General features: G+C 42.3%; 24 protein-coding genes. 8 read left to right on the top strand and 16 right to left on the bottom strand.

Features of this window, described 5'->3' with window-relative positions:
- Positions 1-284 precede the first annotated feature (284 nt).
- Positions 285-4,352 (bottom strand): hypothetical protein, encoded by a 4,068-nt coding sequence (locus H538_RS24565; protein WP_035351675.1) that lies wholly within the window; start codon positions 4,350-4,352, stop codon positions 285-287.
- Between the two features lie 540 nt (positions 4,353-4,892).
- Between H538_RS24565 and H538_RS24560 the strand changes: the two genes are divergently transcribed.
- Positions 4,893-5,606 (top strand): L,D-transpeptidase family protein, encoded by a 714-nt coding sequence (locus tag H538_RS24560; protein WP_245595277.1) that lies wholly within the window; start codon positions 4,893-4,895, stop codon positions 5,604-5,606.
- Positions 5,607-5,673: 67 nt separating this feature from the next.
- Here the strand turns inward: H538_RS24560 and H538_RS26855 are convergent, their stop codons facing one another.
- Both H538_RS26855 and H538_RS26850 read right to left on the bottom strand, forming a co-directional pair.
- Complete coding sequence (locus H538_RS26855) at positions 5,674-6,294, bottom strand: LuxR C-terminal-related transcriptional regulator (protein WP_245595276.1); 621 nt, start codon at positions 6,292-6,294, stop codon at positions 5,674-5,676.
- Positions 6,269-6,820, bottom strand: a complete 552-nt coding sequence (locus H538_RS26850; RefSeq protein WP_245595275.1) for a hypothetical protein — start codon at positions 6,818-6,820, stop codon at positions 6,269-6,271. The genes H538_RS26855 and H538_RS26850 overlap by 26 nt, the downstream gene beginning before the upstream one ends.
- A 134-nt stretch (positions 6,821-6,954) precedes the next feature.
- Here H538_RS26850 and H538_RS0119400 point away from each other — a divergent pair, with 134 nt between their 5' ends.
- From H538_RS0119400 to H538_RS26300, 3 genes are all read left to right on the top strand, one after another.
- Positions 6,955-7,698 carry an SDR family NAD(P)-dependent oxidoreductase gene (locus H538_RS0119400; protein WP_026678982.1) on the top strand — a complete coding sequence of 248 codons (744 nt, stop codon included), beginning with the start codon at positions 6,955-6,957 and terminating at the stop codon, positions 7,696-7,698.
- A gap of 138 nt (positions 7,699-7,836) precedes the next feature.
- Entirely contained in the window at positions 7,837-10,641 is a 2,805-nt protein-coding gene (gene dacB / locus H538_RS0119395; RefSeq protein WP_026678981.1) for a D-alanyl-D-alanine carboxypeptidase/D-alanyl-D-alanine endopeptidase, read from the top strand.
- 138 nt (positions 10,642-10,779) lie between these two features.
- Positions 10,780-10,956, top strand: a complete 177-nt coding sequence (locus H538_RS26300; RefSeq protein WP_154658038.1) for a hypothetical protein — start codon at positions 10,780-10,782, stop codon at positions 10,954-10,956.
- A gap of 50 nt (positions 10,957-11,006) precedes the next feature.
- Here the strand turns inward: H538_RS26300 and H538_RS0119385 are convergent, their stop codons facing one another.
- From H538_RS0119385 to H538_RS0119365, 5 genes are all read right to left on the bottom strand, one after another.
- On the bottom strand, positions 11,007-11,984 hold the full coding sequence (locus H538_RS0119385; RefSeq protein ID WP_026678980.1) for a ring-cleaving dioxygenase: 978 nt from the start codon (positions 11,982-11,984) through the stop codon (positions 11,007-11,009).
- Between the two features lie 25 nt (positions 11,985-12,009).
- Positions 12,010-12,630, bottom strand: coding sequence for an alpha/beta hydrolase (locus H538_RS0119380; protein ID WP_026678979.1), 621 nt, complete (start codon positions 12,628-12,630; stop codon positions 12,010-12,012).
- Positions 12,627-13,580 (bottom strand): ring-cleaving dioxygenase, encoded by a 954-nt coding sequence (locus H538_RS0119375; RefSeq protein ID WP_026678978.1) that lies wholly within the window; start codon positions 13,578-13,580, stop codon positions 12,627-12,629. Before H538_RS0119375 ends, H538_RS0119380 begins: the two co-directional genes overlap by 4 nt.
- Before the next feature lie 95 nt (positions 13,581-13,675).
- A complete protein-coding gene (locus H538_RS0119370) occupies positions 13,676-14,131 on the bottom strand; it encodes a MarR family winged helix-turn-helix transcriptional regulator (protein ID WP_026678977.1) in 456 nt (151 codons plus the stop codon).
- Positions 14,132-14,279: 148 nt separating this feature from the next.
- A complete protein-coding gene (locus tag H538_RS0119365) occupies positions 14,280-15,641 on the bottom strand; it encodes an aspartate kinase (protein ID WP_026678976.1) in 1,362 nt (453 codons plus the stop codon).
- A gap of 416 nt (positions 15,642-16,057) precedes the next feature.
- On the opposite strand from H538_RS0119365, the gene H538_RS0119360 reads away from it, so the two are divergent.
- Complete coding sequence (locus H538_RS0119360; RefSeq protein ID WP_026678975.1) at positions 16,058-16,705, top strand: YpjP family protein; 648 nt, start codon at positions 16,058-16,060, stop codon at positions 16,703-16,705.
- Positions 16,706-16,837: 132 nt separating this feature from the next.
- Here H538_RS0119360 and hxlB read toward each other — a convergent pair whose 3' ends face one another.
- The 7 genes from hxlB to H538_RS0119325 form a co-directional block, all read right to left on the bottom strand.
- Positions 16,838-17,386 (bottom strand): 6-phospho-3-hexuloisomerase, encoded by a 549-nt coding sequence (hxlB, locus tag H538_RS0119355; protein WP_026678974.1) that lies wholly within the window; start codon positions 17,384-17,386, stop codon positions 16,838-16,840.
- 5 nt (positions 17,387-17,391) lie between these two features.
- Positions 17,392-18,024, bottom strand: coding sequence for a 3-hexulose-6-phosphate synthase (gene hxlA / locus H538_RS0119350; RefSeq protein ID WP_026678973.1), 633 nt, complete (start codon positions 18,022-18,024; stop codon positions 17,392-17,394).
- Positions 18,021-19,310 carry an MFS transporter gene (locus H538_RS0119345; protein WP_026678972.1) on the bottom strand — a complete coding sequence of 430 codons (1,290 nt, stop codon included), beginning with the start codon at positions 19,308-19,310 and terminating at the stop codon, positions 18,021-18,023. The genes hxlA and H538_RS0119345 overlap by 4 nt, the downstream gene beginning before the upstream one ends.
- A complete protein-coding gene (locus H538_RS0119340) occupies positions 19,303-20,268 on the bottom strand; it encodes a sugar kinase (protein ID WP_026678971.1) in 966 nt (321 codons plus the stop codon). The genes H538_RS0119345 and H538_RS0119340 overlap by 8 nt, the downstream gene beginning before the upstream one ends.
- Before the next feature lie 18 nt (positions 20,269-20,286).
- On the bottom strand, positions 20,287-21,030 hold the full coding sequence (locus H538_RS0119335; protein WP_026678970.1) for a sugar phosphate isomerase/epimerase family protein: 744 nt from the start codon (positions 21,028-21,030) through the stop codon (positions 20,287-20,289).
- Positions 21,031-21,169: 139 nt separating this feature from the next.
- Positions 21,170-22,177 (bottom strand): LacI family DNA-binding transcriptional regulator, encoded by a 1,008-nt coding sequence (locus H538_RS0119330; RefSeq protein ID WP_026678969.1) that lies wholly within the window; start codon positions 22,175-22,177, stop codon positions 21,170-21,172.
- A gap of 112 nt (positions 22,178-22,289) precedes the next feature.
- Positions 22,290-22,919 (bottom strand): bifunctional 2-keto-4-hydroxyglutarate aldolase/2-keto-3-deoxy-6-phosphogluconate aldolase, encoded by a 630-nt coding sequence (locus H538_RS0119325; protein WP_026678968.1) that lies wholly within the window; start codon positions 22,917-22,919, stop codon positions 22,290-22,292.
- Between the two features lie 670 nt (positions 22,920-23,589).
- Between H538_RS0119325 and H538_RS0119320 the strand changes: the two genes are divergently transcribed.
- The gene (locus H538_RS0119320; protein WP_026678967.1) at positions 23,590-23,799 is read left to right on the top strand and encodes a hypothetical protein; all 210 of its coding nucleotides are present in this window, start codon (positions 23,590-23,592) and stop codon (positions 23,797-23,799) included.
- A gap of 166 nt (positions 23,800-23,965) precedes the next feature.
- Here H538_RS0119320 and H538_RS0119315 read toward each other — a convergent pair whose 3' ends face one another.
- Entirely contained in the window at positions 23,966-24,817 is an 852-nt protein-coding gene (locus H538_RS0119315) for an oxidoreductase (protein WP_035351669.1), read from the bottom strand.
- 174 nt (positions 24,818-24,991) lie between these two features.
- On the opposite strand from H538_RS0119315, the gene H538_RS0119310 reads away from it, so the two are divergent.
- Positions 24,992-25,219, top strand: coding sequence for a hypothetical protein (locus H538_RS0119310; protein ID WP_026678965.1), 228 nt, complete (start codon positions 24,992-24,994; stop codon positions 25,217-25,219).
- A 343-nt stretch (positions 25,220-25,562) separates the two neighbouring features.
- Entirely contained in the window at positions 25,563-26,069 is a 507-nt protein-coding gene (locus H538_RS0119305; protein WP_081412734.1) for a cell wall hydrolase, read from the top strand.
- Positions 26,070-26,117: the final 48 nt, after the last annotated feature.

Genomic DNA, 26,117 nt, shown 5'->3' with positions numbered 1-26,117 from the left:
ACGCCATATATCAAAACGTTTTACTAGATAGAGTGATCCTTTATCCGAATTAAATTTAAAGCATAACAAATCCATATCCGTTTGAATCAGATTTATTAAAATGCTCATACTGCAACAAATTGTTCTTGAAATATTCAATTTTTGAAAGGTAACTCATTTCTTTTAATTTTTCTTAAAACTTTTCCTCGTTTTGTTTTTGGGGAATTTTGATTTCTGTTTTTTTCATAAATTTAAAAAGCACAAACCCGGCAAGTAAAGCCGAGTTTGTACTTATTTAAAGAATATTAATTTGTTGCTTTAACAACTTTCACAGTGAAAGTAACAACATGTCCTTTGTAAGAACCTGTAACTGTTACTGTTCCTTCAGCTTTTGCAATTACTTGTCCGTCTTCTACTGTTGCGATCGAAGTGTCACTGGATGCCCAGTTCTTGATATCACTTGCCTTTACAGCCGGAGACGCATCTTGATCATAATTATCTTTTGCTACTAATGTGATTGCTGAAAGGTCTTTTGAGCTACCAACAGCTAACTCTTGAGATTTATCTCTATCTGCAAAAGAGATGGATTTAATAGTTGGCTCTGCATCAGTAAAGTCAATCTTAATAGAACCAACTAATTGGCCATTTTGATAAGCTTTAACTGTACCTTGTGCTGTATGAGTTTCCCCAATTTTACTTGGATCAACAGAGAACGTACCTTGTGCTGTATCAAATGTGATAAATGATGGTAAACCGGATTGATCCCAAACAAAGTCAGATGCTTTTACAACAACTTCATTTTTGTTGGAGTCGTATCCTGTAAGATCTAGAGTTACTGTATTATACGTATCAGTATCACCGATTACAGTGTCATGTAAAGATACATCTAATACTCCATTGTTATCTGCGTCATTATTGAACTTAAGGGTAGATACTTCACCCGAAGCTTTTACGTTTACAGATAAAGTAACTGTCTTTTTAGCATCGCCAGTTCCAACTTCAAGAGTAACATTTTCTGTTCCTTTTTTAGCACCATTTAATTCTACTTTATAACCAGTCAATTTGCCGTCTTTCGTTACTTCTGTTACTTCACCTTTAGTCACCGTTCCATTTGCTGCTGTAAGATTAATTGCATCTGTACCAACATTTACAACATCTCCATATTGGTCAACCGGAGTAACAACAACAGAAGCAGTTGTTCCAAGTGTCGTTGTGACATTTGTCTTAGATACAGTAACGTTGGATAGCACACGGGATTCTCTTGCTACAACGTTAACAATATTTGATTTAACCGTTGTAGATCCAACAGTCTTTTCAAGTGAAACATTGTAAGTTCCTGCTTTTGAAACTTTTGATGGGTCAAACGCTAATGCTAGTCCAACAGCACCAGCTTTTGTATCGTTATAAGATACTTTTCCATCCTGTGCAACGTGCTTATAAACGTAGCTTACAAAATCATTTTTAACACTGTTACCAGCTGTATCAGTAATTTTAATAACAGCAGTACTATCGAGCATGACATCGCCATCTTCATCTTTTACTGTGATGTCAACATATTGCTTGTCAGTATCGCCTACTACTAATTTATCTGCAGAAGTAATTCCTTTAGAAATGCTTAGAGATTTTACTCCTGGAACAACCGTATTTACTACAGCTGAGTCAGATGCAATAGTACCTTTTACGCTTGTTACTAACGTGTATTTTTTCGCTTCAGAACCATTGAATACAAGCCCAACTTTAGCAACTTTATCATTTGCAGTCGCTTCTTTGCCGTCTGCAGTATAAAGCTTAACTGTAATATCAGATGGAGTGTCACTTAGTTTTTGGCCATTTGCATCATACCAGGTTAATTCTAAGTCAGCTTGTTTTGGTCCATCAAGAACTTCATCATATTTATTAAGTGCCGTTACATCGAACTTGTATTCCGCAGCGTCTTTCTTCAATTTGAAGTCAGCTACATTTGCAAGTTTTACTACATTTGTATCTTTGGACGCATTAATGATAAAGTCAGCTGTTTTGCCACCATAAGACATTGTGACGGTATATTGGCCAGGTTTTTTCGCATTGACTTTAATTCCTTTAAACGTACCGTTGTCGTTTGCAAGGTTTGTAATTGTAAGATCACTTGCCGAAGCACCAGCTGGCGCTGTTTTAACCACAAATGAAACATCATCTTTTAACGGTTTAAGCGTATCTGTATTTCCATTGTCATCCGTAAATGCAAATCCGCTCGTAATCTCTTGATCTACAAAATCTTTTACATCTGTAGATACTGGAGCTGCAATAGTTTTTACTCCTGCTAGTGTAACAGTAACCGTATATTCAGCTTTCGCACCATTTGGTAAGTAGGCTGTAACAACAGCTGTACCTTTACCTTTTACTTTAAATGATTTGCTGTTTACATCATTATTGATTACTGTTTCACCTTCAGCTCCATCAAAAGCAACAACATCTTTATTTGAAGTTGTCCATGTAACGATTTTGCTTTCATTCACATCTTTAGTAGACTCATCGTCAGAAGGAATAAAAGAACCGTTATATTGATCAAGTAAGTTAGCAGTTAATTTAAATGAATCTACCTTACCGAGAACAAATCCTTCTTTCGCAACATCAACGGAAGAACCATCTTTAGCTTTTGTTTCAGAAATTGCAAGCTCTTTAATTGCAGATGCTTTTGCCGCTTTACCAACCGTTAATGTTTTTGTAGCGGTTTTTGTCACATCGCCAGCTTTATACGTTACAGAAACTTCAACTTCTGTATTTTCAGCTAAATTTGCCGCACTGAAAGTGGCATTCTTATCATCAGCTATTTTCACATCAAGTGGAACACCTGTTGATTTAACTTTGGCTGAAGCTGCTGTAATTTTACCTGAAGCCAATTTAGAAGCATCAGTGTATTCCACACCGTAATTATCTGTAATCTTGTAAGCAATTTGCTGGTTTCCAGCAGGCGCAAGACCAACATTCGTAATTTCCAATTTATCCGCTACAGAAAGCTTTTTAACGCTGGCTGAATTCTTTTCGGATAGTGCCTTTCCACTTAAATCAGAAACTCCCTCTACTTTAACGGAGTATTCTCCATCTGCAAAGGCATTTCCATCTTTAGAAACGATCGTAACCTGTCCGTCTTCGTTAATTGATGCCAAACCTACATCTAGTAAGCCGCCGTCTTTTTTCACTTCAACTTTAAGGCTCTTATCTGAAGTTTCTTTCACCTTTTCATTGAACTTAACGACAAGTGTCTTACCGCCGTCTTTAGCAACTGTTACTTCTTTCACTTCAGGAGCTACAGTTTCGAATACAAAGTCCTTTTCAGCTAAAACTTTATCTTTTGTATCCTTAAGAACCGTAAATAGGGTAGTTCCTTCAACGTCTTCTAAAGGCTTTTCGAACTTCAATGTAGCTTCCGTTTTGTCTTCATTTAAAGAAACGGAGGAAACTGCATATGTTTTATCAACCTTTCCATCTTTCCCACGTGATTCAAGGTTGTATTTCACTTCACGTTTTACCGCTTTTTCAAACTTGACTTTCACTGTAGAAGCATCTACAGCTTCAACAGACTTAACTTGTGGAATTGCAAGTAAATCTTTTGCTTCTTGAATCTTCGCTTCAGCCGCATTGATACGTTTTGTTAATCTCTCTTTATCTGCTGTACGAAGGTCTTTCACTGCATCTTTTGCTTCTTGAACTAATTTTTCAGCTTCCAATGCTTTGTCATAAGTAGAAAGATCTGCTTTTTCAAGAGCTTCAACTTTCTTGGTTGCTTCTTCTAACTTTTTAGCATAAGCTTTTTCATCTTTAATCTTCTTGTCTAACGCTTTATATGCACTGTCAGCTGGAGTAAGGTACTTTTTGTTGAATGCATCACGAGCAGGGATGCCGTAAACTTTCCCTTTTGCCACAGCGCCTTTGAAAGCGTCGATTGCCGATTTCAAGGATTTTAATGCAGCATCTGCTTTTTTCGCATCATACTTTTTCACAAGGTCATTAGCAGCTTTAGTTGCTTTATCTAGTGCAGAACCTTTGTCAATTGCAGTGTTGTAGCCTTTAGCGTAAGTGATGTTGCTCTTAACCCCGGAAAGGCGTCCTTCAAATTTCTTTTTGTCCTTTGAGCCTAGTTTGTTTACTTCTTTAATAGCTTTAGAGTAAGCAGACTCAGTAGCTGTAGTGCTAATTTTTGTGAAGCTAAACTTCTTCGACTTTGGATAATACTTCTCTTTTAATTTTGCAGCCTCTTTTTCTGCCGCTTTAACAGCATCGTCTGCTTTTTTATATTGAGAAGATGCCGCAAAGGATGCTGGAGCCGCAGAAACGAATGCACCTGCTGCTACGGAAGTCGCTGTTGCGATCTTCAGTGCTTTCTTTTTGTCCATTTTTCAAATCCCCTTCCATTTGTGTGAAGTTATTTTGTAAAAATTGTTAGATTACCATGATTTCAATGGACAAAATCGCCATATGGTATGTACTACATGGATTTCCAACAATTTTCATAACCATTTCTTCGTATACAGATAGTACTTTTATACTAGGAAAATACTATTTAAAAATAGTAATTTACTAGTAACTTTGGAATACATTTCATATGATATAACAAAATCTGATAAAACGCCAGCTTTTTTCGTCATTTTTAAGTTATATTTTTCTATATCTTAGTAAATACTTCTATAAAAATAGGCATTTTATCACACGAGATAGCTCCCGTTTTCTTTGTTACACCACTTATATCGACACTTTTTGTCAATATTTAATAGTTTTTTTAAAAAATATCCGTTTTTTAGAAACAGATCCATTTTTTCAACCTCCTTTTATAGGTAAATAGACCTATTCCTTTTGTTGTGAATCTTTATTTTTAAGATGAATCATTCTACTTCTCTTAGACTGGTATACTATTAGTAGTTGAGGGAGGGATTTTTTTGCGGAATTTTATGGCGTTGGTTGTAATGTTGATCTTGATTATTGGCATTATTGTTCCAATCGTTAAAGCATCCGGCAAGCCGGCTGTTGAAAAGCGGCTGTTGGAAAAGGTGCGGAAAGATAAAAAAGCAACTCAGGCGATCATTGTGACGGCAAAGTCGGAAACCGGGTTTCACGCCTCGTTAGTCGCTTACGAATACCGGAGCGGGAAATGGGAAAAGGTGTATTCGATGCCTGCTGTGATCGGGAAAAAAGGGATTACGTTTGATATGCATGAAGGCGGAATGAAGTCTCCAGCCGGCATTTATTTTATTGATCGGAGCTTCGGGACGGCAGCGAAGCCTTCTGGCATGAAGCTTCCCTATCAACAGACGACGGAACATGATTACTGGGTTGATGATGTAACTTCGAAAGATTATAATCAGTGGAAAGTTTACAAAGGAGATCCGCACAAAAAGTGGAAGTCGTTTGAACGGCTGCACATTCCGCTCTATAAATACGCGGCCGTTATCCGTTACAACGAAGACCCGATTGTCAAAGGAAAAGGAAGTGCGATCTTCTTTCACATCTGGCCGGGGCCAAACAGCCCGACCGCCGGATGCACGGCCGTATCCGAAGAGAATATTGTAAAATTGCTGAAGTGGATGGACCCCGAAAAAAAGCCTGTCATCATTCAGGGCACGGCTGACCAATTAACAACATTGAGCAAATAAAAGAATCGAAGCAGGTTGGTTTCGGTTCTTTTTTTTTGCAATCTGGCCCAAAAACGTGATGCATTTTTCAGTTTATCAAGCCAAGGCGAAACGCGCTTGCAACAACTTGCGTGCGATTTTTCGCTTTAAACTTTGTCATCAAGCTCCGTACGTAATCTCTGACAGTATGTTCACTCAAGTGCAGCAACTCCCCCATTTTTTTGTTGTCATACCCATCGGCGAGCAATTCCAAAATCATGGATTCACGTTCCGTCAACCGAAGTTTAGGCCCGCTTGATACTTCATCCTCCATTCTCGTTAAGTAGAGCCCAATCCGTTCCCCTGCTTCACCGAGCAAGGACAGTTCCTCTTTTGAACAGTCAAATTCTTCCCCCATTTGATCAAACGTAACCCAGCCAAATACGTTTCCTTCATGGACAATCGGCACAAATACGACTGATGATAAGTTAAACAGTTCAATGTGCTCCTCATTAACATAATAGCGGGGATTCTTCAGAAATAACGGCTTTTTCGTGTTAATAACAGTCGTAAAAGGCAGCTTCATGCTAAGACGCCCTTTCATGCTTTGTACTTTTGACAATTCCGGTCCGATCACACCATAAAATTCATTAGACCATGGAATATACGCATAAAAAACGCAGCGTTTATAATCGAATAGTTCTTCACACCCTTTTAGAATCCTCCGCAAGATCTTTAGTTCCCGAAGACCGAATTAATCGTTCATCCAGCTTGTACAATAATTTTAATCGGCGAACTTCTGCATTTATTTCGAAGTCTACATATGAACTCCTTGATTCATCATCTCCCCATTGATGATAACTTTGGACCAGGCGGGAAAAAATTGATAAAAGAAATATCATGACGGATGCAGTCCGGTTATATTTCATTTGAACCATTAGCGTGATGAGCGATTTTTCAAAGATGATCCGAAAAAAGTTGAAGCGTACTGTAGTCATAATTGACAAATGCGATTGCATCCATGTGTCCAAATGTTGATCGTAATCAAGATGCACTTCTTCAATGTTTGGATGAGTCAAGAATTGAATAAATGATTCCAACATCGTTCCAATCATTTTCCGATCCAGGTCTGAGAGAGACGGTTCCAGCTTTAAATAAACATTCACATTTCCTTCAATTTGACTTTTGTGGCTTTTAACGAATAACACGAAATGCTCAAACGTCATCTCTTCATGCTCATGAAATGCACTGCCCATACAGTCTCTTCTCCTTATGCCCCTATAAATGAAGGGTATATCTCCTTTTATTATACAGCTTTTTGCGGGATAGTATTTTAAAATGGCGGCGGTACAATAGAAATGTAACCATTTAGAAAGGATCGTGAACAATTATGAGACTTAAAGATAAAGTAGCAATCATAACCGGCGGCGCGAGCGGGATTGGTGAAGCGACCGTCCGCCTCTTCGCCTGCGAAGGAGCGAAAGTGGTCATTGCTGATTTTTCCGAACATGGACAGGAACTATCTGATCAGCTGAACGCCGATGGACATGATACATTATTTGTCAAAACGGATGTCACAAAAGAAGAAGACGTTAAACTAATGATCGCAAAAGCCGTCAGCCAATATGGAAAATTGGATATTATGTTTGCGAATGCTGGCATTGCCAATGATACTGTTGCGCACGAGCTTACTTTTGAAAAATGGAAAAGGACGATCGATGTCAATTTATCCGGCGTTTTTCTTTCCGACAAATACGCGATCGAGCAAATGCTTAAACAAGGGACTGGCGGAGTGATTGTTAACGCCGGATCGATTCATAGTTTTGCAGGAAAAATCGGGGTTACCGCTTACTCCTCCGCAAAAGGTGGAGTAAAGCTATTGACGCAGACGCTAAGCGTTACGTATGCAAAAGAAGGAATTCGGGTGAATGCGGTCTGTCCTGGATATATTGACACGCCATTAATTGCCGGGGCTGACCCTGAAATGAAGCAACAATTAGTTGACCTTCATCCGCTCGGCCGTCTCGGAAAACCGGAAGAAGTCGCAAAAGCCGTCCTGTTCCTAGCAAGCGACGATGCTTCATTTATTACAGGTACAAGCCTGCTCATTGACGGAGGCTATACCGCACAATAATATGTACTTAAAAAAGCAGGGAATTGTTCTCTGCTTTTTTTGTTTACCCGATTTCCACATTTTCGAAGGAACCTCACGATTATTGTAGAATAATTAAACAATTATATTGTGATACATATAGTAGATGGGAGGAAAATTATGAAAAAGAATGTTCGGCTGGCACTGTTTCCTGTGATTATGCTCTGTTTCGTGCTTCAGCTTTTGGCCGTGCCTTCAATGGCTGCTGGGTCTGACGGACATCTATTAACGGACAATATCGACCAACTTTTGCTGAAGCTCGAAAATGACGAAAACAGCAAAGGCATCCAGGCGGGAGTTACCATATACAATTTGTCAAAAAATGAGCTGCTCTACTCGCACAATGCTGAAAAATCGTTTGTCCCCGCCTCCACGCTTAAGCTTTTCGTCGCAGCGACCGCTCTCGATCGTTTGAAACCAGACTATCGATTTAAAACAGAAGCTTATTTGGATGGCAAGCTGTCACAGAATGGCACCCTTCATGGCAATCTTATCATTAAAGGCTATGGCGACCCTTCCCTTACAACAGAAGATCTCGATGGCATGATCGATCAATTGCAGCAGGAAAAAGGATTGAAACGGATAAAGGGAAACATCCTTGTTGATGAAAGCCGCTTTGATAATGTACGGCTCGGCAAAGGATGGATGTGGGATGACGAACCGTGGTATTACAGTGCACAAATTAGCGCCTTATCTGTCAATGAAAACGTTGTCGATCTGGAAGTTTCGGCTCGCGGGAAAGCTATCGGCCAACGTCCTGAAGTAAGCATCTCACCGGAGAGCGATAATGTAAAAATCGTCAATGAGGCACACGTCGTCGATGGATCGAAAGACGATGTGACATTTAATCGCCAGCGCACCGAAAATGTCATTACAATTAGCGGAACAATCGGAAAGAACAGCGAGCCAGCAAGCGAAAGCATCACAATCGAAGATCCCGCTTTATTTGCCGGAAATGTCGTCAAACAGCTTACCGAGAAGCATCATATCCATCTATCCGCTCAAACAGCAGTGAAAAAGACTGTCACGAAAAAACAAAGGCCGGATGCCGTCCACTACTCCAAACCGCTATGCGACCTCGTTACCCATTTGAATAAAGAAAGCGATAACTTTTACGCGGAAATGTTTTTAAAAACCGTCGGCAAAGAAATTGAAAATAAAGGGAGTTTTCAGGCAGGTGTTCAGGTCGTGGGAGATCTGTTAAAACAAGCGGGGCTGAAAGGTGACTATAGCCAGGTCGATGGCTCCGGGCTTTCCCGTTTAAATTTCGTCTCTCCGAACAACATGCTCGCCTTTTTGCGCTATGTCAAAAAACAAAGCTATTGGCCTTTCGTTGAAAAGTCTCTTCCTATTGCAGGTGTAGACGGAACGTTGAAAAACCGGATGAAGAAAACAGAAGCGGAAAACAATCTTCAAGCTAAAACCGGTTCCATGTCAGGCGTCAACAACATGGTCGGGTTCGTGAAGGCTAAAAATGGCGACCAGATTGCATTCGCTATCTTGATGAACGGCATTTATAAATCAAAATATGCGATCGACTTCCAGGACAAAGTCGGGGTCTTGCTCGCCAAATACCCGGATCTAAAAGCGCCGGAAACCAATTTTCAGCCGAAAAGCCCTGCCTACCCACTTTCAGAAAAGATCGGCCCGATTATTCATGATCCCCGTTTAAAAGGGGTGACGATGGGAATCATCATCCAATCGCTTCGGCAAAATAACGTGCTTTATGCGCAAAATGAAGACAAGCTGCTGACGCCCGGTTCAGCCGTAAAAATTTGGCCAACGCTTGCGGGACTCGAATACTTTGGACCGGATTTCCGCTACGAAACTGATTTGTATGTATCGAAGAACGCTGGACGTTCTGGAGTACTGAATGGGGATGTCATCTTAAAAGGCAGTGGCGACCCTTCTTTGACAACGGAACAGATTAAGCGATTCGCCCTGGCCTTAAAGAAAGTAAAAATCAAAAAAGTGAAAGGCGATATCGTTGTTGACGAAAGTGCTTTCGACAGTGAACGCTATCCGCTCGGCTGGACGTGGGATGAAGAAGACAATAGCGCATATCCGCAAATAAGCGCATTAAGCGTAAACCGGGGAACGGTCGCCATCAACATTCAACCAGGAAAACATACAGGAAAACCAGTTGTCGTATCACAAGAACCAAAAACGGAGGATGTCCAAATCGTCAATGAAGCCATTACCGTCCCTTCTGGCGGAAAAGAGACGCTTTCCGCCTACCGGGAACGCGGAAAAAATATCATTACCGTACGGGGACAACTGCCATTGAACGCGAAAAAGAAACGGATCGCGATCGCAATCGAACAGCCCGCTCTTTACACTGGCTATGTCTTTAAAGCCAAATTGAAAGAAGCCGGAATTCACGTTGATCCGAAAAGCAAGGTGAAAATCGGTTCGGTTCCTGAACATGCCGAAAAAATTGAAGCGGTACGCTCGAAACCGTTAAACGAGTTAATCTCAACGATGAACAAAACGAACGACCACTTTTATGCGGAAATGCTGACGAAAACGATTGGAAAAGGGCAAGAAGATAACGTGGCTGTCGCCGGGACGAGTGACGGCGTCGCTAAAATGTATGACTTGCTGAAAGCCAAAGGTATCAACACCACATTCGATCTGTATGACGGTTCCGGTGCCACGCGTTATAACCAGGTGAGCGCCAATCAGCTTAACGCGACGCTCGGCCTGATGAAAAACCATCCAGGCTTTCGTTCATCTTTGCCAGAAAAAGCGACCGGCAGCGGAATCGCCGAAACGCTCTCGAGCCTTGGCTGCTGGACAGGCTACGTCACTGGAAAATCAGGCGAAACATATGCCGTCTCGATCTTGATGAACGGTTGGGTTGAAAATGAACGTGTCATGGAAGAAACAGAACAAAAAATCCTTAAGGAATTGGCGCGGAACTAATTGTGTTGAGGGGGCATTTCCCCCTCAAACTACTCTTATTGAACAAAGCCTCAAATAAACAATGTCAGATTTCCTTACAAGCTAATAGAACATTACTGATTTCACAATTATAATGAGTAAAAAAGGAGGAGATCATCGATGAAAAATCAGAGGAGTTATTGTGCCGGATGCTGCACCATTCAAGATCTGTTTCACACCGAGTGCTTAACTTGTGGTGAAACGTTGAATGAAATTATTATCGAAGTTCAACAAGGAAGCCATCGTTTGTCAAAAGAGTGCAAGTTGATTCAATCTGAACCATTGCGGGCATCCTAAAAAGCAATTCAGCCGACCCGTTGATAGACCGGCTGAAATGTGGAACTTCCTTACTTATCCGCCTTTGTATTTAACGGCTTCAATTTTGCTTCAATTTCCTCTCGATGTGGTTCAAGAAACGGTGGCAGGGCAAGCTTTTCGCCTAAATGTTCAATATCCTCATCCGTATCAAAACCGGGGCCATCCGTCGCTAATTCGAAGAGAATGCCATTGGGTTCCCGGAAATAGAGGGATTGGAAATAGAAACGGTCAACAAGTCCTGAGTTTTGAAATCCTGCGTTTTGAATGTTTTCCACCCATCTGCGCAATTCTTCTTTGTTGTCGACCCGAAAGGCGACGTGATGGACACCGCCCCGGCCAAGCCTTTCAGCCGGCAAATCTTTTCTTTCTTCAACGTGAATTTCAGCACCGGTCCCGCCTTCGCCCGTTTCCAGCACGAGAATATCGGGTTGGCCCGGAACTGAGGACGGATAGTGGCCTTTTTCACGGAATCCCATCATCTTCGTTAATACATTTATCGTTTTATCCGCATAACGTACCGTTAATTTAACCGGCCCTAATCCGCGGATTCCAAAGGCTTTCGGGATCGGGCTTTTCTCCCATGGAGTCCCGCTTTCTACTCCTTTATTCGTTTCATCAGAGACGAGTATAAGCCGTTGCCCTTCAAAATCGTTGAAGGATAGAGTTAAACGTCCCGACACATCGATGATTTCTCCATGCTCTACATGGAGTTCGTCAAAGCGTGTTTTCCAAAAGTGTATGGCTTCATCGTTTGCGACGCGCAATGAGGTCGCGGATATGCTGCTTACGCCCTCATGGTTTCTAGCAGCCATCGGAATTTCAAAAAACGTCAATTCCGTCCCGGGATTCCCTTTTTCATCTCCATAAAATAGATGGTAAACGGAAGTATCGTCTTGATTGACCGTTTTCTTCACCAATCGAAGCCCGAGCGTTTTTGTATAAAAATCAACATTTTTTTGGGCGTTGGCCGTTAATGCGGATACGTGGTGAATTCCTTTTAATTCCATATGTTTCCCTCCAAACGTTTTATAATTATTTCAATTCCCCTTTGAAAAGCCGGGCATACCAGGCAGCCGCCTTTTGCACTTCAGAATGCGTCAATTGGTGGCCAAAATTCTCCCACCCGATGTCAACGCTTGCCCCGGCGCGTTCCAATCGCTCCGCCAATTCCTTCGTCTCTTCCGGCTTGCAAATCGGATCATTTGTACCGGCGCCGATAAACACGGGAGTTCCTGTTAAGTTCGGCAGATCCATTCCTCTTCGGGGAACCATTGGATGAAATAAAATGGCTCCGCCTAAAGCGTGCTCATAATGAAAGAGAAGGCTTGCGGCAATGTTCGCTCCATTTGAATAACCGATAGCAATCACATTGTCCCGGTCAAATCCGTGGCGAACAGCGGCCTGGTCAATAAATTCGTTTAATTCCCTGGTTCGGAAAATAAGATCCTCTTCATCAAAAACCCCTTCTGCCAATCTGCGAAAAAAGCGTGGCATCCCATTCTCGCTTACATTTCCCCGAACCCCTAAGACGGATGCAGAATCATCGATCATGCCTGCAACTGGCAATAGATCCGTTTCTGTTCCTCCAGTTCCATGCAATAGAAGGAAAGTCGGTTGATTTATGTCCTTTCCTTTATGAAAAAAGTGCTTCATGATTGCCCTCCTTTCAATTGGCGAACGGTCACGGGAAGAAGAATTTCCTCAATTTTTTCACGATGCGGCTCTAGCCATGGAGGCAACATGAGTTGTTCACCCATAACATCCGCCGGCTCATCACGGTCAAATCCCGGAGGATCTGTCGCAATTTCAAAGAGAAGGCCACCTGCTTCACGGAAATAAATCGCGTTAAAATACTGCCGGTCAAGAATGTCAGTCGGATGGTAGCCGTTCTCTCCTATATGTTTTTGCCATTCTTTATGATCTTCAAAATCTCTGGCACGCCAGGCAATATGGTGGACGGTACCGACTCCCATCGTGCCCCGCGGGCTCGCATTCAAATAAATATCAATGACATTGCCAAGTTCCCCCGTAGAACGAAATCTGAGGTAGCTGTCTTCCTGTCCGACGTGTTCCATTCCCATGACACGCTCTAGCAATTCTGCCGTTTGATAAGGAGAAGCCGAGAGCAGGATGGCGCCTCCAAATCCTTTAATCGCTTCATTTGCTGTAATCCCATCAAACTCCCACTCACTTTTTGGCCCTTCGCTTCTAGCGACAAGTTCAAGTCGAAGGCCATGCGGATCCTCAAATTGAAGAAATTCTTCGCCAAAGCGCGTTTCTTTTTTTGCGAAAACATTGAATTTAGAAAAGCGCTCTTCCCAGAACGCAAGCGCATTTTCAGGCACGACAAATGTTGTCACGCCAACCTGGCCGCCCCCGATTCTTCCTTTATAAGCACCTGGCCATGGAAAGAATGTCATGATCGTTCCGGGTTTTCCTTCTTCATTTCCAAAATACAAGTGATACGTTCCTGGATCATCAAAGTTGACGGTCTTTTTAACCAATCTGAGGCCAAGAATCCCTGCATAAAAATCAACATTTTCCTGAGGGTCTCCGACAATCGCTGTAATATGGTGAATTCCCGCTGTTTCTTTTCTGGCCATTGTAAAACTCCTTTCCAACTGCATAATAGTATATTCCCCTCGAGTATTATCTTTATTTCATTTATCTTGAATTCGAGATAAATGCGTAAAAAAATTTAGATGAGTTCTTCTGCGTGAATGCCCAGTTTCTTTAAACATGTAATCATCGTTTCCTGCTCATTGACATCTAATGTAGCAAAAATGTTTTGAATCACTTTTCGGTGCTTCGGAAAAATCTCATCCATTAGCTTTCTTCCCTCTTCCGTAATCGATGCAAACGTTACACGTCGATCTTCTGGGCAGGCTTTCCGTTCTAAAAGCTTTTTTGATTCTAATTTATCAACAACGTACGTCATGCTGCCGCTCGCAAGCAATATTTTTTTCCCGATATGCTGGATGGGCTGTTCTCCTTTATGATACAACAATTCAAGTACCATAAACTCTGTCGGGTTTAGCCCATAGCTTTTCATATCTTCCGTCACTCTATCGGTGATGGACCGGTATGCCCGCGACAAAACAACAAACAATTTTAATGATAGGTCATTTTCATTGTGCTTCTGATCGTTACTCATGGCTTCCAGACCTTTCCATCATTTTATCTCGAATTCGAGATAATTTTAAAATAGATATAACGATTTGTCAAATGCATTAATAAAGAAGACATTTCCAAAAGGAAAAAGCAGAACCCTTTTTAACTTAGAGTTCTGCTTTATTGCTTTTTTAAACCGGAACAGCTGCAAAAAATTCTTCATAGAGCGCTTGAACGGCTCTTTTTTCATCGACTTCCTTTACGCCGAACATCATGCTCACTTCGGAAGATCCCTGGTTGATCATTTCGATGTTTACTCCCGCACGTGCCAGAGCGAATGAGGCCTTTGCCGCCGTCCCTACATTATGGCGCATTCCTTCCCCAACTACCATGATGATAGCAAGGTCGTGCTCGACTTTTACATCATCAGCTTGTAGTTCGGTCTTAATCCGATTGACGATTTTCTTTTCAAGTCTGGCGTCCATTTCATCTTGTCTTACTATGACTGAAATATCATCAATTCCTGAAGGCATATGTTCAAACGACAACCCGTAATCCTCTAAAATTTGCAACAATTTGCGGCCAAAACCGATTTCCCTGTTCAATAAATATTTGCTCACATATATGCTGCAGAATCCGTTATCGCTTGCGATGCCAATGACAGGCCCATTCGTGTTTTCCCGTTCGTTCACAATTCTCGTTCCCGGCTTATGAGGGTTGTTCGTGTTTTTAATGTTGACCGGTATTCCCGCCCGAAACGCAGGCATCAATGCTTCGTCATGAAAAACGGAAAATCCGGCATAGGACAATTCTCTCATTTCCCGATAGGTCAGTTCGCGCAGCTCCTTTGGCCGATCGACCATCATAGGATTGACAGAATACACGGCATCCACATCCGTGAAGTTTTCATAAAGATCCGCTTTCGTGCCATTGGCAAGAATCGATCCGGTAATGTCGGATCCGCTTCTTGAAAATGTAACGACTTCCCCTTTTTTATTAAAACCGAAAAATCCCGGGAAAATCAAAATGCCCGGACGATTTCGCAGCTTGTATAACGCCTCATACGACTCAGGCAACACCTGGGCATTTCCCGGTTCGTCAGTGACGATGAGACCCGCTTCTTTCGGATTAACGTAAGAAGCCTCTACTCCTTGATGCTGGAAATAAGCCGAGATCAGTTTCGCATGATTATCTTCGCCACTTGCCTTGACCGCATCCAAATATTTTTCAGGCTGGCTCCGGTCTCCATTCAATAGCTCAAGCAAATCGTCATGAATAGTTTGCATCACTTTTTCTGAAAGGCCCAGATCATCCGCAATGCTTGCATACCTCTTGATGACCGCCTCGAACTGTTCTTTCCCTTCTCCGTGCGCTAAATAGGAATTGGCACACTCAATCAATAAATCGGTTACTTTAATATCTTCGGTGTATCGTTTCCCTGGTGCCGAAACGACCACGATTTTTCGTTCTGGATCGGATACGACGATATGAAATACCTTCTCCACTTGTTCCCCTGATGCTAATGAACTGCCGCCAAACTTTACGATTTTCATTTCTCCATCCTCCGCTGTTTTAGACAATCCGCTGAATTTTAGTTTCTATTATTACTCATTTTCGAAGAAGAAGCAAGAAAAAATTCTTCCCAGAGTGAACAATTGTATTTTTTAGGTGAACATAATAACTCTTTACTCTTCTCTATTTTCTAATAAACATATTATTCATTCATGTCAGCCCTTTAAGAAATTATTTCTTAAGCCTTTCCATTTCCTCTAAAGTTTGGCCAGTAGCCTTTAAAATTGTATCAATGTCTACACCAAGTTTTTTCTTCTTTGTAGTAAATTCTAAAGAATCACTCAAGCAAAAAAAATTGTCTTTTTATTTGAACAAAATGCCCGGTTCGTGAGATGATAGCTTTAGAAAAGCTTGTCTTTTCTCTAAGTCAGAAAATCGTAATCAGGGGATGGGTCTCATGCCGAACTGGTTAAAGAAAGTCTTTGTCGTCTTAATAACAGTCTTTACGCTAGGTACGGTTACTCCGCCGGCTTATTTAATAACAACTAATGCAGATGCGAAATCGAAATCGGATGTCATTGAGCAAGAACCGATCACTAACGAAACACCTCCACAAACCGAGGATCTTTCGTCAAGGGATATCTATTCGTTGCCATGGCATGAAGTGGCAGCGACTCTTCAGGATCACGAACAGTTAAGTTCACAATTTGTCGATTATACGGTCTATCAAGCAAATTACCAAACGATGGAAAAGTTCGGGCCAAAAATCAGCCAAAAACTTGGGGACGACTATATGAATCATGTTCTTCCTAAAATGGAAGACGTCATCCAAATGTTAAGCAAAAAAATGGACCCGGACGATTTGCGGAACCTTGTCATCACCGACCGACCGGCTGCGGGCACCGGGGAACGAATTTTTCATATTTATGACGCAAGAACGAAAAAGGACCTTGTCCGCTTTCACGTTCGGAGGGAACATCCGCCACAGCAGGGATACTGGTTTAGCTTCCACTACCATACCGCAGACGATAACTTTGCAAAACATCACGAATTAGGGAGGCTCTACTGGGATAAAAATACGCCGCCGAACTGGATGGCACAATGAACAAAGCCGCATTTTTGGCGGTTTTGTTTTTTTATTTGCTTCAGTCCTGGCAACGTATAAAAGCCAGGTCACTGTTAAACAGCATCCCGGCTTATTGGACATTTACTTTATGCAATGTACATTATCGAATGATTACTCTAAGTTGCTATGCTTCGAAAATGCTTTCTCATTGTCGATCTCTTTTTTTTCAGCATAATAAAGACAGATCGAATCAAATAGAAGGTGCGCACATTGGTCGAATAAAGACCCCAATGGCTGGATGCTTTTAACTTCGCCTTCAAGGCGGTATTTCGTCGCAGCCGGGACGTGCAAAAGAAAAGATGCCAGTGAGGCTAACGGCGACTCTGGATTTGTTGTGACCCCGATCACCTTAGCGTGTTTTTCCTTTGCTTTTTCAGCCGTCCAAATGACTTGTTTCGTTGTCCCTGACCCCGAAATAGCGACAAGCAAGTCCCCTTCACCAATTGCCGGAGTGATCGTTTCCCCGACAACATAGCTTTCAGCCCCCAGATGCATCAACCTCATTGCAAATGATTTGGCCATTAAGCCTGACCTTCCTTCGCCGACGACAAATACGCGCCTGCCGCCAAGAAGAATTTCAGCAGCCTCTCTCCATTTCGCCTCGTCCATCTTCCCAAGAACCGACTCAATTTCACGAAGAATCGTTTCTATTTTATTCATTTCCGCTACTCCTCCTTGCCTGAAGCATACTTTTTCAATTGTGCCGCAGCTTTTATCGGATCAGTCGCCTTCGTAATGGCCGACCCGATGATGGCAACAGAAGGCCTTGCCTCAAGTCCCCGCAACGTCTCGAACGTCAATCCGCCTGCAACGGCTATTCTTACTTGCTCGTTTTGAAGCAGGCTTTCCGGGAGATCAAGCAATCGTTTTGCTTGACCGCTTTCTTGCTCATCTTTGCTCACATGGACACAAAGTAACGCTTCATCCAATTGAGCAAGACCCACTTTCCGTTCATCTGTCGTATTTAATAAATCGATCATCACAAGCTTTTTCATTTTCGCCGCAACCTGCAAACAGGCTTCAATCGAAACATCGGGAGCTGTTCCCATGACCGTCGCTACATCTGCCCCGGCCTTATAGCACATTTCAAATTCGTACACCGCATTATCCATCGTTTTCATGTCAGCGACAATGGTTTTACCCGGAAAGGCTTCCTTCATCAGGCGGACGCTTTCCATCCCGAATTCTTTAATCAATGAGGTGCCGACTTCAACCCAATCGATGTGCTCTTCTACTTTTCGGGCTATTTCTATCGCTTCATCAATTGTCATCCGGTCTAACGCCAGTTGAATTTTCAACGTTCATTCACTCCTACTCTCGTTGTTTCATTAAACACTCGTTTTGGTGCGCTTCCGACCATCATCGTCAAAACCGCTGAAAGCAATAATGAACCGGCCATAAAAATATAGGACGCGCCAAATCCGCCTGTTACATCATTCAAATAGCCGACAATATACGCGCCAACGAAAGAGCCTAATGCGCCCATGCTATTGATGAGTGCCATCGCGCCCCCCGATACATTACGTGGCAATATTTCCGGAATAATCGCGAAAAACGGGCCATAAGGGGCATACATCATTCCGCCGGCGATGACTAATAGCGTAAACGACAGCCAGAAATTGCTCGTTCCAATTAAATAAGACGCGTAAAAAGCAATGGCCCCGACCAACAAGAACGGCCAAACAAAACCTTTTCGATTAAGCAGTTTGTCAGAAAAGTAGGAAGCGACAAGCATTAAAATGACGGCCAAAACATACGGGACTGATGAAAGCCAACCTGTTGACACGATATTCATGTTCGGTGCCGCTTTAATAATGGAAGGGAGCCACATGACGAAACCATAGACTCCGATGCTCCAGAAAAAGTATTGCGCACTGAGAATGATGACTTTTCTTGATTGAAAGGCTTCACGGTAATTTTTCACTTCTTTGAGCCCCGATTGTTCTTTGCGTAACTGTTCATCGATCGCTCGTTTTTCTGAATCCGACAGCCATTTTGCATCTTTCGGTTCGTCATTGACAAGCTTCCACCAGATAAAAGCCCAGATAATCGCCGGCACTCCTTCAATGATGAACATCCATCTCCAGCCGAACGAATGGAGCAAATATCCCGAAACGATCGACATCCATAAAACGGTCACCGGGTTGCCAAGTATTAAAAACGTATTCGCACGCGAGCGTTCTTGTTTTGTGAACCAGTGGCTTAAAAATACAAGCATGGCCGGCATGACGGCGCTTTCAACAACGCCAAGCATGAAGCGGATGACGATCAGCCATTTGATGTTCGTAACCATCCCCGTTGCCGATGCTAAAGCGCCCCAGAGAATCAACGACCAGAATACTAATTTTTTCGCGCTTTTACTTTCGGCATAATGCGCTCCGGGGATTTGGAAAAAGAAATACCCTAAGAAAAAGAGCGCGCCTAAAAGCGAGGAAATGCCGGCGGTAATATGCAAGTCTTTCGCCATTCCGGCTGCTGCTCCAAACCCGTAATTTGCCCTGTCTAAATAGGCAAGGCTATATGTGATAAAAACAATTGGAATTAAACGAGACCAGCGAGCGGCAGCCAATTTTACGTTACCCATGTTTTCTCACCTCATTGTATAGATTTAAAAAACGTTCAAGCTCCTCTCTTGATGGAAGCCCGTCACTGTCACCGGACGATTGAACGGCAAGCGCCCCGATGGCGTTACCTCTTATAACAGCCTCTTTAATCGGTAAACCTTCAAGCAGCGCGCTAATGACGCCTACTGCGAACCCATCACCGGCTCCCACTGTATCGACAATGTGTTCAACATGGAATCCTTCAATTAATCCTCTGTCTGTCGAAGTCTGGTAAAAAGCCCCTTTTGCGCCCAGTTTCACCACGACAAGACTAACACCTTTTTCTAAGTAAAAAGCGGCAATATCTTCAGGTTTTGAGAAACCGGTTAAAACTTCTCCCTCTTCTATTCCCGGAAGCACCCAGTCCGCTTTGGCAGCGGTTTCATTAATGACCCGGATCATCTCATCTTCGCTCCTCCATAAAGATGGCCGCAAATTGGGATCAAATGAAACGGTTCTCCCCGCTCTTTTCATTGTTAAAAGAGCGTTGTTCGCAAAATCTCTCGTTTTTCCGGATAACGCGAGCGGAATGCCTGTCATATGGAGATGTTTGGCACTTTTAAAATAATCGGCGTCAAAATCTTCGATCCCCATCCGGCTTGCGGCTGATCCTTTCCGAAAGTATTGGACTTCTGGATCTCCTTTAAAAACCTTTGATTTTAATTGAAACCCTGTAGGATATTCCTCGTCTATTTTCACCCGGGTGAGATCGACGTTTTGCCTTTTCAATGCTTCAAGAATGTAAGTGCCGAAAGCGTCTTTCCCGACTTTGCTCACCCAGCCGGAAGTGAGCCCAAGCCTTGCAAGCCCTATGGCTACATTCGTTTCAGCTCCGGCCAACCGCCTTGTAAACTGCTCCACTTTATTTAGCGGGCCTGGCTGCTCGGCGACAAACATCGCCATGGCCTCGCCAAATGTAACAACGTCCAATTCAACCATCTTGTCGTTCCCCTTTCGTTATGCATCCTGCAGCAGTTTGACATACTGTTTTGTCTCTTCATATCGTGCAATTGGGAATTCGATCGCCTTTAGAACCCCTTTTGGAAAGCAGTTTAATAGATTCCTCCACTCCATCTCTTTTTCGGAGATGGGTAAGGTTCGCCATTTTCCGTTTTGCTGTTCCATTTTTTTTAAATGAACATATACGACATAATCAGCAAGCTGTTTGGCTGCTTCGATCGGGTTTTCTCCGGTGATGATCCAATTTCCTATATCAAATGTCATCTTCACGGGAATCCCCATTTTTACAGCGTTTTCAAAAAAGATTCTTATGGTTTGTAAACATCCTCCATATGCGGTCTGGTCATTTTCGATCGTTAGTTGCATTTCTTCATGGCGGGCTGTAAATTGCTTTAAAGCCGCCAGGTCAGATTTGCCTGCTTGATAGTTTCCGAGCGATACTTTCATTATTTTGGCACCAACTGTTTCCGCTTCTGAAATGACTTCTTCGATAAGCGTATGATTGAATTGGCCATTCCCGTCCCACATTTCAATTGGCGCTGAATAAACCGGAAATAATCGATGTTTTTTTATGATTGCGTTAAGCTCTTTCAAACGAAAATCGCCATCTGCGAACAGTTCTCTGCGAATTTCAATGCCTGCTCCCCCATGCTGCTTGATTAATGAAGCAAATGCTTCTTGCCCACGCGAACGAACTTCTTCATGATGAAATACCGATGTGGGCACCACAATAACACTCATCCATTTGTCTCCTCTCATTAATAAATCGGTTTACTAAATCGATTTATTAAAATTATAAACAAAATGTAAGCGCTTTTCAATCTATTTTTTCTGGAATTTTCAAAAACATTATCGTTCCAAATAAAAAAGCAAGAGGCGCTCATGCCTTCTTGCTTTCACTTGATTCACGAATGATCAGGTCCCCGTCAAATGCATAGATTCTTGGCTTTGTTCCTTCGCCTTCAATTTGCAATAAAAGCAATTCCGCAGCTTTTTTCCCCATTTCAAATGAAGGCTGGGCAATAGTTGTGATCGTCGGGGTTGAAATATGGGCAAACGGAATGTTGTCAAAGACAATGATGCTTAATTCCTCCGGTACCTGGATTGCTTTTTCCTTCACGTATTCCGCTACTTGTAGAAAGGCTAAATCATTCGCCGCAAAAATTGCCGTAGGAGGCTTATCACCCGCTAACAGCCGGGCCAGTTCCTTTTTCACAGTGCCTATCTCCGTTGAAATGAAATAGTGGGGGTTCAAGTCGATTCCATTTTTGCGCAGCGTTTTCTTATAGCCTTCCGCTCGTTCAATCCTCGGGCTGATCGTTAAAGGCGGGGCAATCATTGCGATCCTTTCATGCCCGTTATCGATTAAATGCTGAATGCCTCTTGAAGCCCATTCCTCATTTTTGACGACGACCGTGTCGACCTTTACATCCGATACAATCCGATCCATAAAAACAAGCGGATATTGTTGATCGACCATATTTTTATACAGTTCCTGGTTTTTGCCGGTTGGAAAAATAATGAGGCCATCCACTTGTTTGGCCCTCAGCATTTCAATGTACTTTTTTTCCTTAATCGGATCATCATCCGCATTGCAGACAATCGTATTGATTTCATTGGAACGGCAAAAATCCTCGATCGCCCTGCTGACCTCCGTCGAAAGGCGATGCATAATGTTCGCAACAATAATACCGATTGTGGAAGTTCGTTTCTGTTTCAGGCTTCTCGCGATAAAATTAGGCTGATAGCCAAGTTCTTTGATCGCCTCTTCAATGTTTCTTTTCGTCTCTTCGCCCATGTATTGGTAACGCTTATTTAAAAATTGCGAAACCGTGCTCTTAGAAACGTTCGCTTTTTTAGCGACATCCGCCATTGTTACTTTTTTCATTTTTGTTCTCCTGCTTTATTCGAAAAGTTACTATTTAAACTATATCATATTCGCTTTTTATGACCAATCGGAGTGCTGCATTGTTCCAGGCCATACCACCGAAAAGACACGTTCATTTCACCACAGCACATTTCGACATATATTTCTGGCTCAGCTCGACAACCGCTTCATATCCGCCAGCTCGATAGGCTTTATTCAAATCACTGCCGATACCTGCAGCAACTGCACCGGCTTCCAGCCATTGTTCAAGATTATTTAGATGGATCCCGCCCGTCGGCATGATCCTTACGTTCGGAAGAGGGCCATTAATCGATCGAATGAAGGATGGTTCAAAATTACTTGCAGGAAATAATTTCAATACATCACACCCGGCTTCAAGCGCCTGCACCATTTCGCTAATGGTCATGCATCCAGGCAAATAAGGGACACTGTAGCGATTGCAAAGGGTCGCAACCTCTCTATTAAAATGAGGGCTGACGATAAATTTTGCCCCGTTGAGGATGGCGAATCTGGCCGTTTCTGGATCCAGGATTGAACCCGCCCCTAATAAGGCATCCGATAGCCCCAGTTCACGAAAAACTTCGCCGACATTAGGAGTCGTATACGTCAGTTCAATTGCCTGAATGCCTCCTTTTACAGCTGCTTTTGACACTTGAATAGCTTCATCGGCATCTTCCCCCCTGATGACCGCTACAACCTTTGCCCTTTTTAATTGCTTTAAAACTTTATATTTGCTATTCATTGCCCTCACCTTTCAATCCAATACATTAAAGCTTTTCTACTAAATTTTATAAACGTTTTACTAAATCGGTTTAGTAAAATTATAGATGAATTTTCGCTAAATTGTCAAAATCAAAACAGCAGGACAGGAGTATTTTTCCTGAAATGGAGTGGGAAAATAAAAAAAGAAAATTTATTAACTAGTGCCCTTTCAGCTAAGAAAGTTCTTATTTTCAAGAATCCATTTTCGCCTGTAAAAAAATAAAAAAATAGAAGCAAACTTCTCTAGTGTGGTAGTGTGGTGCTATTTTCATGGCATTTGGACAATAAACAGTGGATTTCCGACAATAAATCGTTTCCATCGGACAATAATTGGCGTGTGTCGGACAATAAAATGAGTAGTTTTTTCACTAACTGTCCAAAAGTAAGATATTATTGTCTCAACCGGATGACTTATTGTCCAAATAAGAGCACTTATGATCCGAGAACGAACTCATTTTACATCATGTAACGTTTCGTGATCGTTTTTCCTCATTTCACAGATCTAACGAGGTGTTCTTAAAATAACGAATGTTCGATTACTGAAGTTCAAACTATTTTTCTAGAAGGGGTACTAGATGGGGTGGTGATGATTCATGGATTGTATAAAGGCACTCCTTTTCACGCATCCTACAAATGGAGGTGCGTTCAAAATGGAACCGAGACAACCTGGAAAAAAAGATATGCCGGATTTTAAAGAGCTCAATGACCGAATCATTGCCGAACCATCCAATGAACCAACGTTAGTCATCAAAACGAATTTAGACGCAAAGGATGCGACGGAAGAAAACCCTTATTACCAACATAAAATAGAGACAAACGCCGCTCGATTTAAAGATTATTTTGAAGACGAAGCGGAGTGATTCAAAAAACACTGTCGGGACATCCTGTCAGTGTTTTTGCTTTGGGAATAAGTTTTACATTTTAAAGAAAGGAGATAACACGAAAGCCCTTCACGTTGCAGAGTCTCTTAATGCTTCACATAAAAGTTATGACCTTGAATAAAATCCAGGGCCGAAATGATTCCAACTACCCCGTGCGTTTTTTTAATTTTTTTAAAATCAGTCGTTCCCACTGTCTCCATGGAATCAAGCGTTTTAACCGAATGAGGAGGCGGACTCCTTTTCCGATCGGGTAGCGCAATTTGGGCCGCTTGCTCATTGCGATAGTTGTGATGAGCCGGGCGACATCCCCTGGATCACCATACGTCTGGCTGCTTTTTTCCAGATGGTCCTCGATATTTTTCATATAGGATGCATAAGGCGATACTTTAGCCGTTTTCGTCACTTTTTTCCCGGTTGTCCAAATGTTTGTTCGGTAAGATCCCGGCTCAATAAGGATAACATCAATGCCAAACGGCGAGAGTTCCAGCCTTAAGCTTTCGCTAAACCCTTCTACGGCATGCTTTGAAGCGACATAAGGAGACAACCCCGGAAACCCCATTAACCCGCTAATGCTGCTTATATTGATGATCTTTCCCCTTCCCTGTTCCCTCATCATCGGGATGACAAGTTGGGTGACAGCAACGAGGCCGAAAAAATTTGTCTCGAATTGCTCGCGAAAATCATCCATCAACAGCTCTTCCACAAAACCACCCGCAGCAAACCCGGCATTATTCACTAAAAGATCCACTTTGCCGTACATCCTGATCTTTTTTCCGAAAGCCGTGATGGAGTCTGGTTTTGCCACATCCAGTAGTTCGATGACAATGCTTTGTTCCAGGGATTCCTTTTTCAGCATTTCCTGCATTCGGCGAGCCTTTTCTAGATTTCTCATTGTGGCTACCACAAAGAAACCATTTGCGGCAAGCTCGAGGCATGTAAGCTGCCCGAAGCCACTCGATGAACCGGTCACAATGGCAATTGGCTTCTTGCTTTCCATAATCGTACCGCCTCTCCAAATTTTGATAGCCTTCGACTAAAAAAATAGATACTTTTCATCCGAAATTTTTCTAACAAAAGCATTCTATCATTTTTTTAATAAAAGGCGTTTACCAGATTCATATGTTTAGATAAAACATACACTAAAAGAAAAATAAAAAACAAGGAGTAACTCATGTTCTATCACCCTATTGCCTATGTCCCGCTTTTTTCACCTCTCCCCCCTATTCACCCCATTTATTGGCCTCTTGCGGGGATCCATCATTCAACAGTTGTTCATGTGAAAGGATCACAGGCCCCGCACGCTTTTGCGACGATTGGAATGCCCGCAGGATCTGGCGTTACAGTGCCGTCTGGAGCTATCAATGTCCCCAGCATTTCCGGAGTGTCCGTCCCTTTCTAAAAAGAAGGAAAACGGAGTGGCTTTAAGACACCGCTCCGTTTTTATAGTTCTTATTTCCTGCTACAAAAGTCATATTCAAACAAAAAATCCATTGATACAAAGAATCTTGCAATTGATTTTTTTTAAAGTTCTTGTTCGTTGATATAACTGGTTCGAATCACTATTCCAATATAAAAAAGGACATAAATTTTGAATCGTTTCCGAATAAGTTAACGTCTTACCAAAACAAGAAAAAGGGGATGATTAGGTGTTTAAGAAAGTGATAGTTTTCGCTATTTTCACCTGTACATTATTATTTTCAACAACTAATGCTTTCGCCTACGAAGTAAAACGAGGCGATACGATGACTAAAATATCCAAAAAATATGGATTAAGTTTAGGGGAGCTTATTCGCTTAAACCCTCAAGTAAAAAATCCAAACTTGATTTTTATTGGCCAAACGATACATACGAGCGGAAACAGTTCGTCAACTGTTTCTCACAAAACAAACGTTTCAGCAAATGATAGAGATTTGCTTGCTAGATTAGTAAGGGCTGAAGCTGGCGGCGAGCCTTATGATGGAAAGGTTGCCGTTGCAATTGTCGTCTTAAACCGCGTCGATAGCCCGGATTTCCCGAATACGGTTCATGACGTCATCTATCAAAAAGGGCAATTCTCACCTGTTGCGAATGGCCAAATCAATCAACCTGCGGATAATGAAAGCAGACGAGCCGTTGACGAAGCTATCGCCTATGACCGGTCAAGAGGCTACGGTTCTCTCTACTTCTATAACCCGGAAATTTCGCCAAACAGTTGGTTAAAAAGCAGGCCAACGACAAAAGTGATCGGTCATCATGTCTTTAAAAAATAGTAGTTTAAGAGACATTCCATTCTGTGGGAATGTATCAGTTTGTAGACA

Origin of the sequence: Fictibacillus gelatini DSM 15865, assembly GCF_000430745.1 — a bacterium.
GTDB lineage: Bacteria > Bacillota > Bacilli > Bacillales > Fictibacillaceae > Fictibacillus_A > Fictibacillus_A gelatini.
This window is presented reverse-complemented; position numbering and strand designations above follow the sequence as displayed.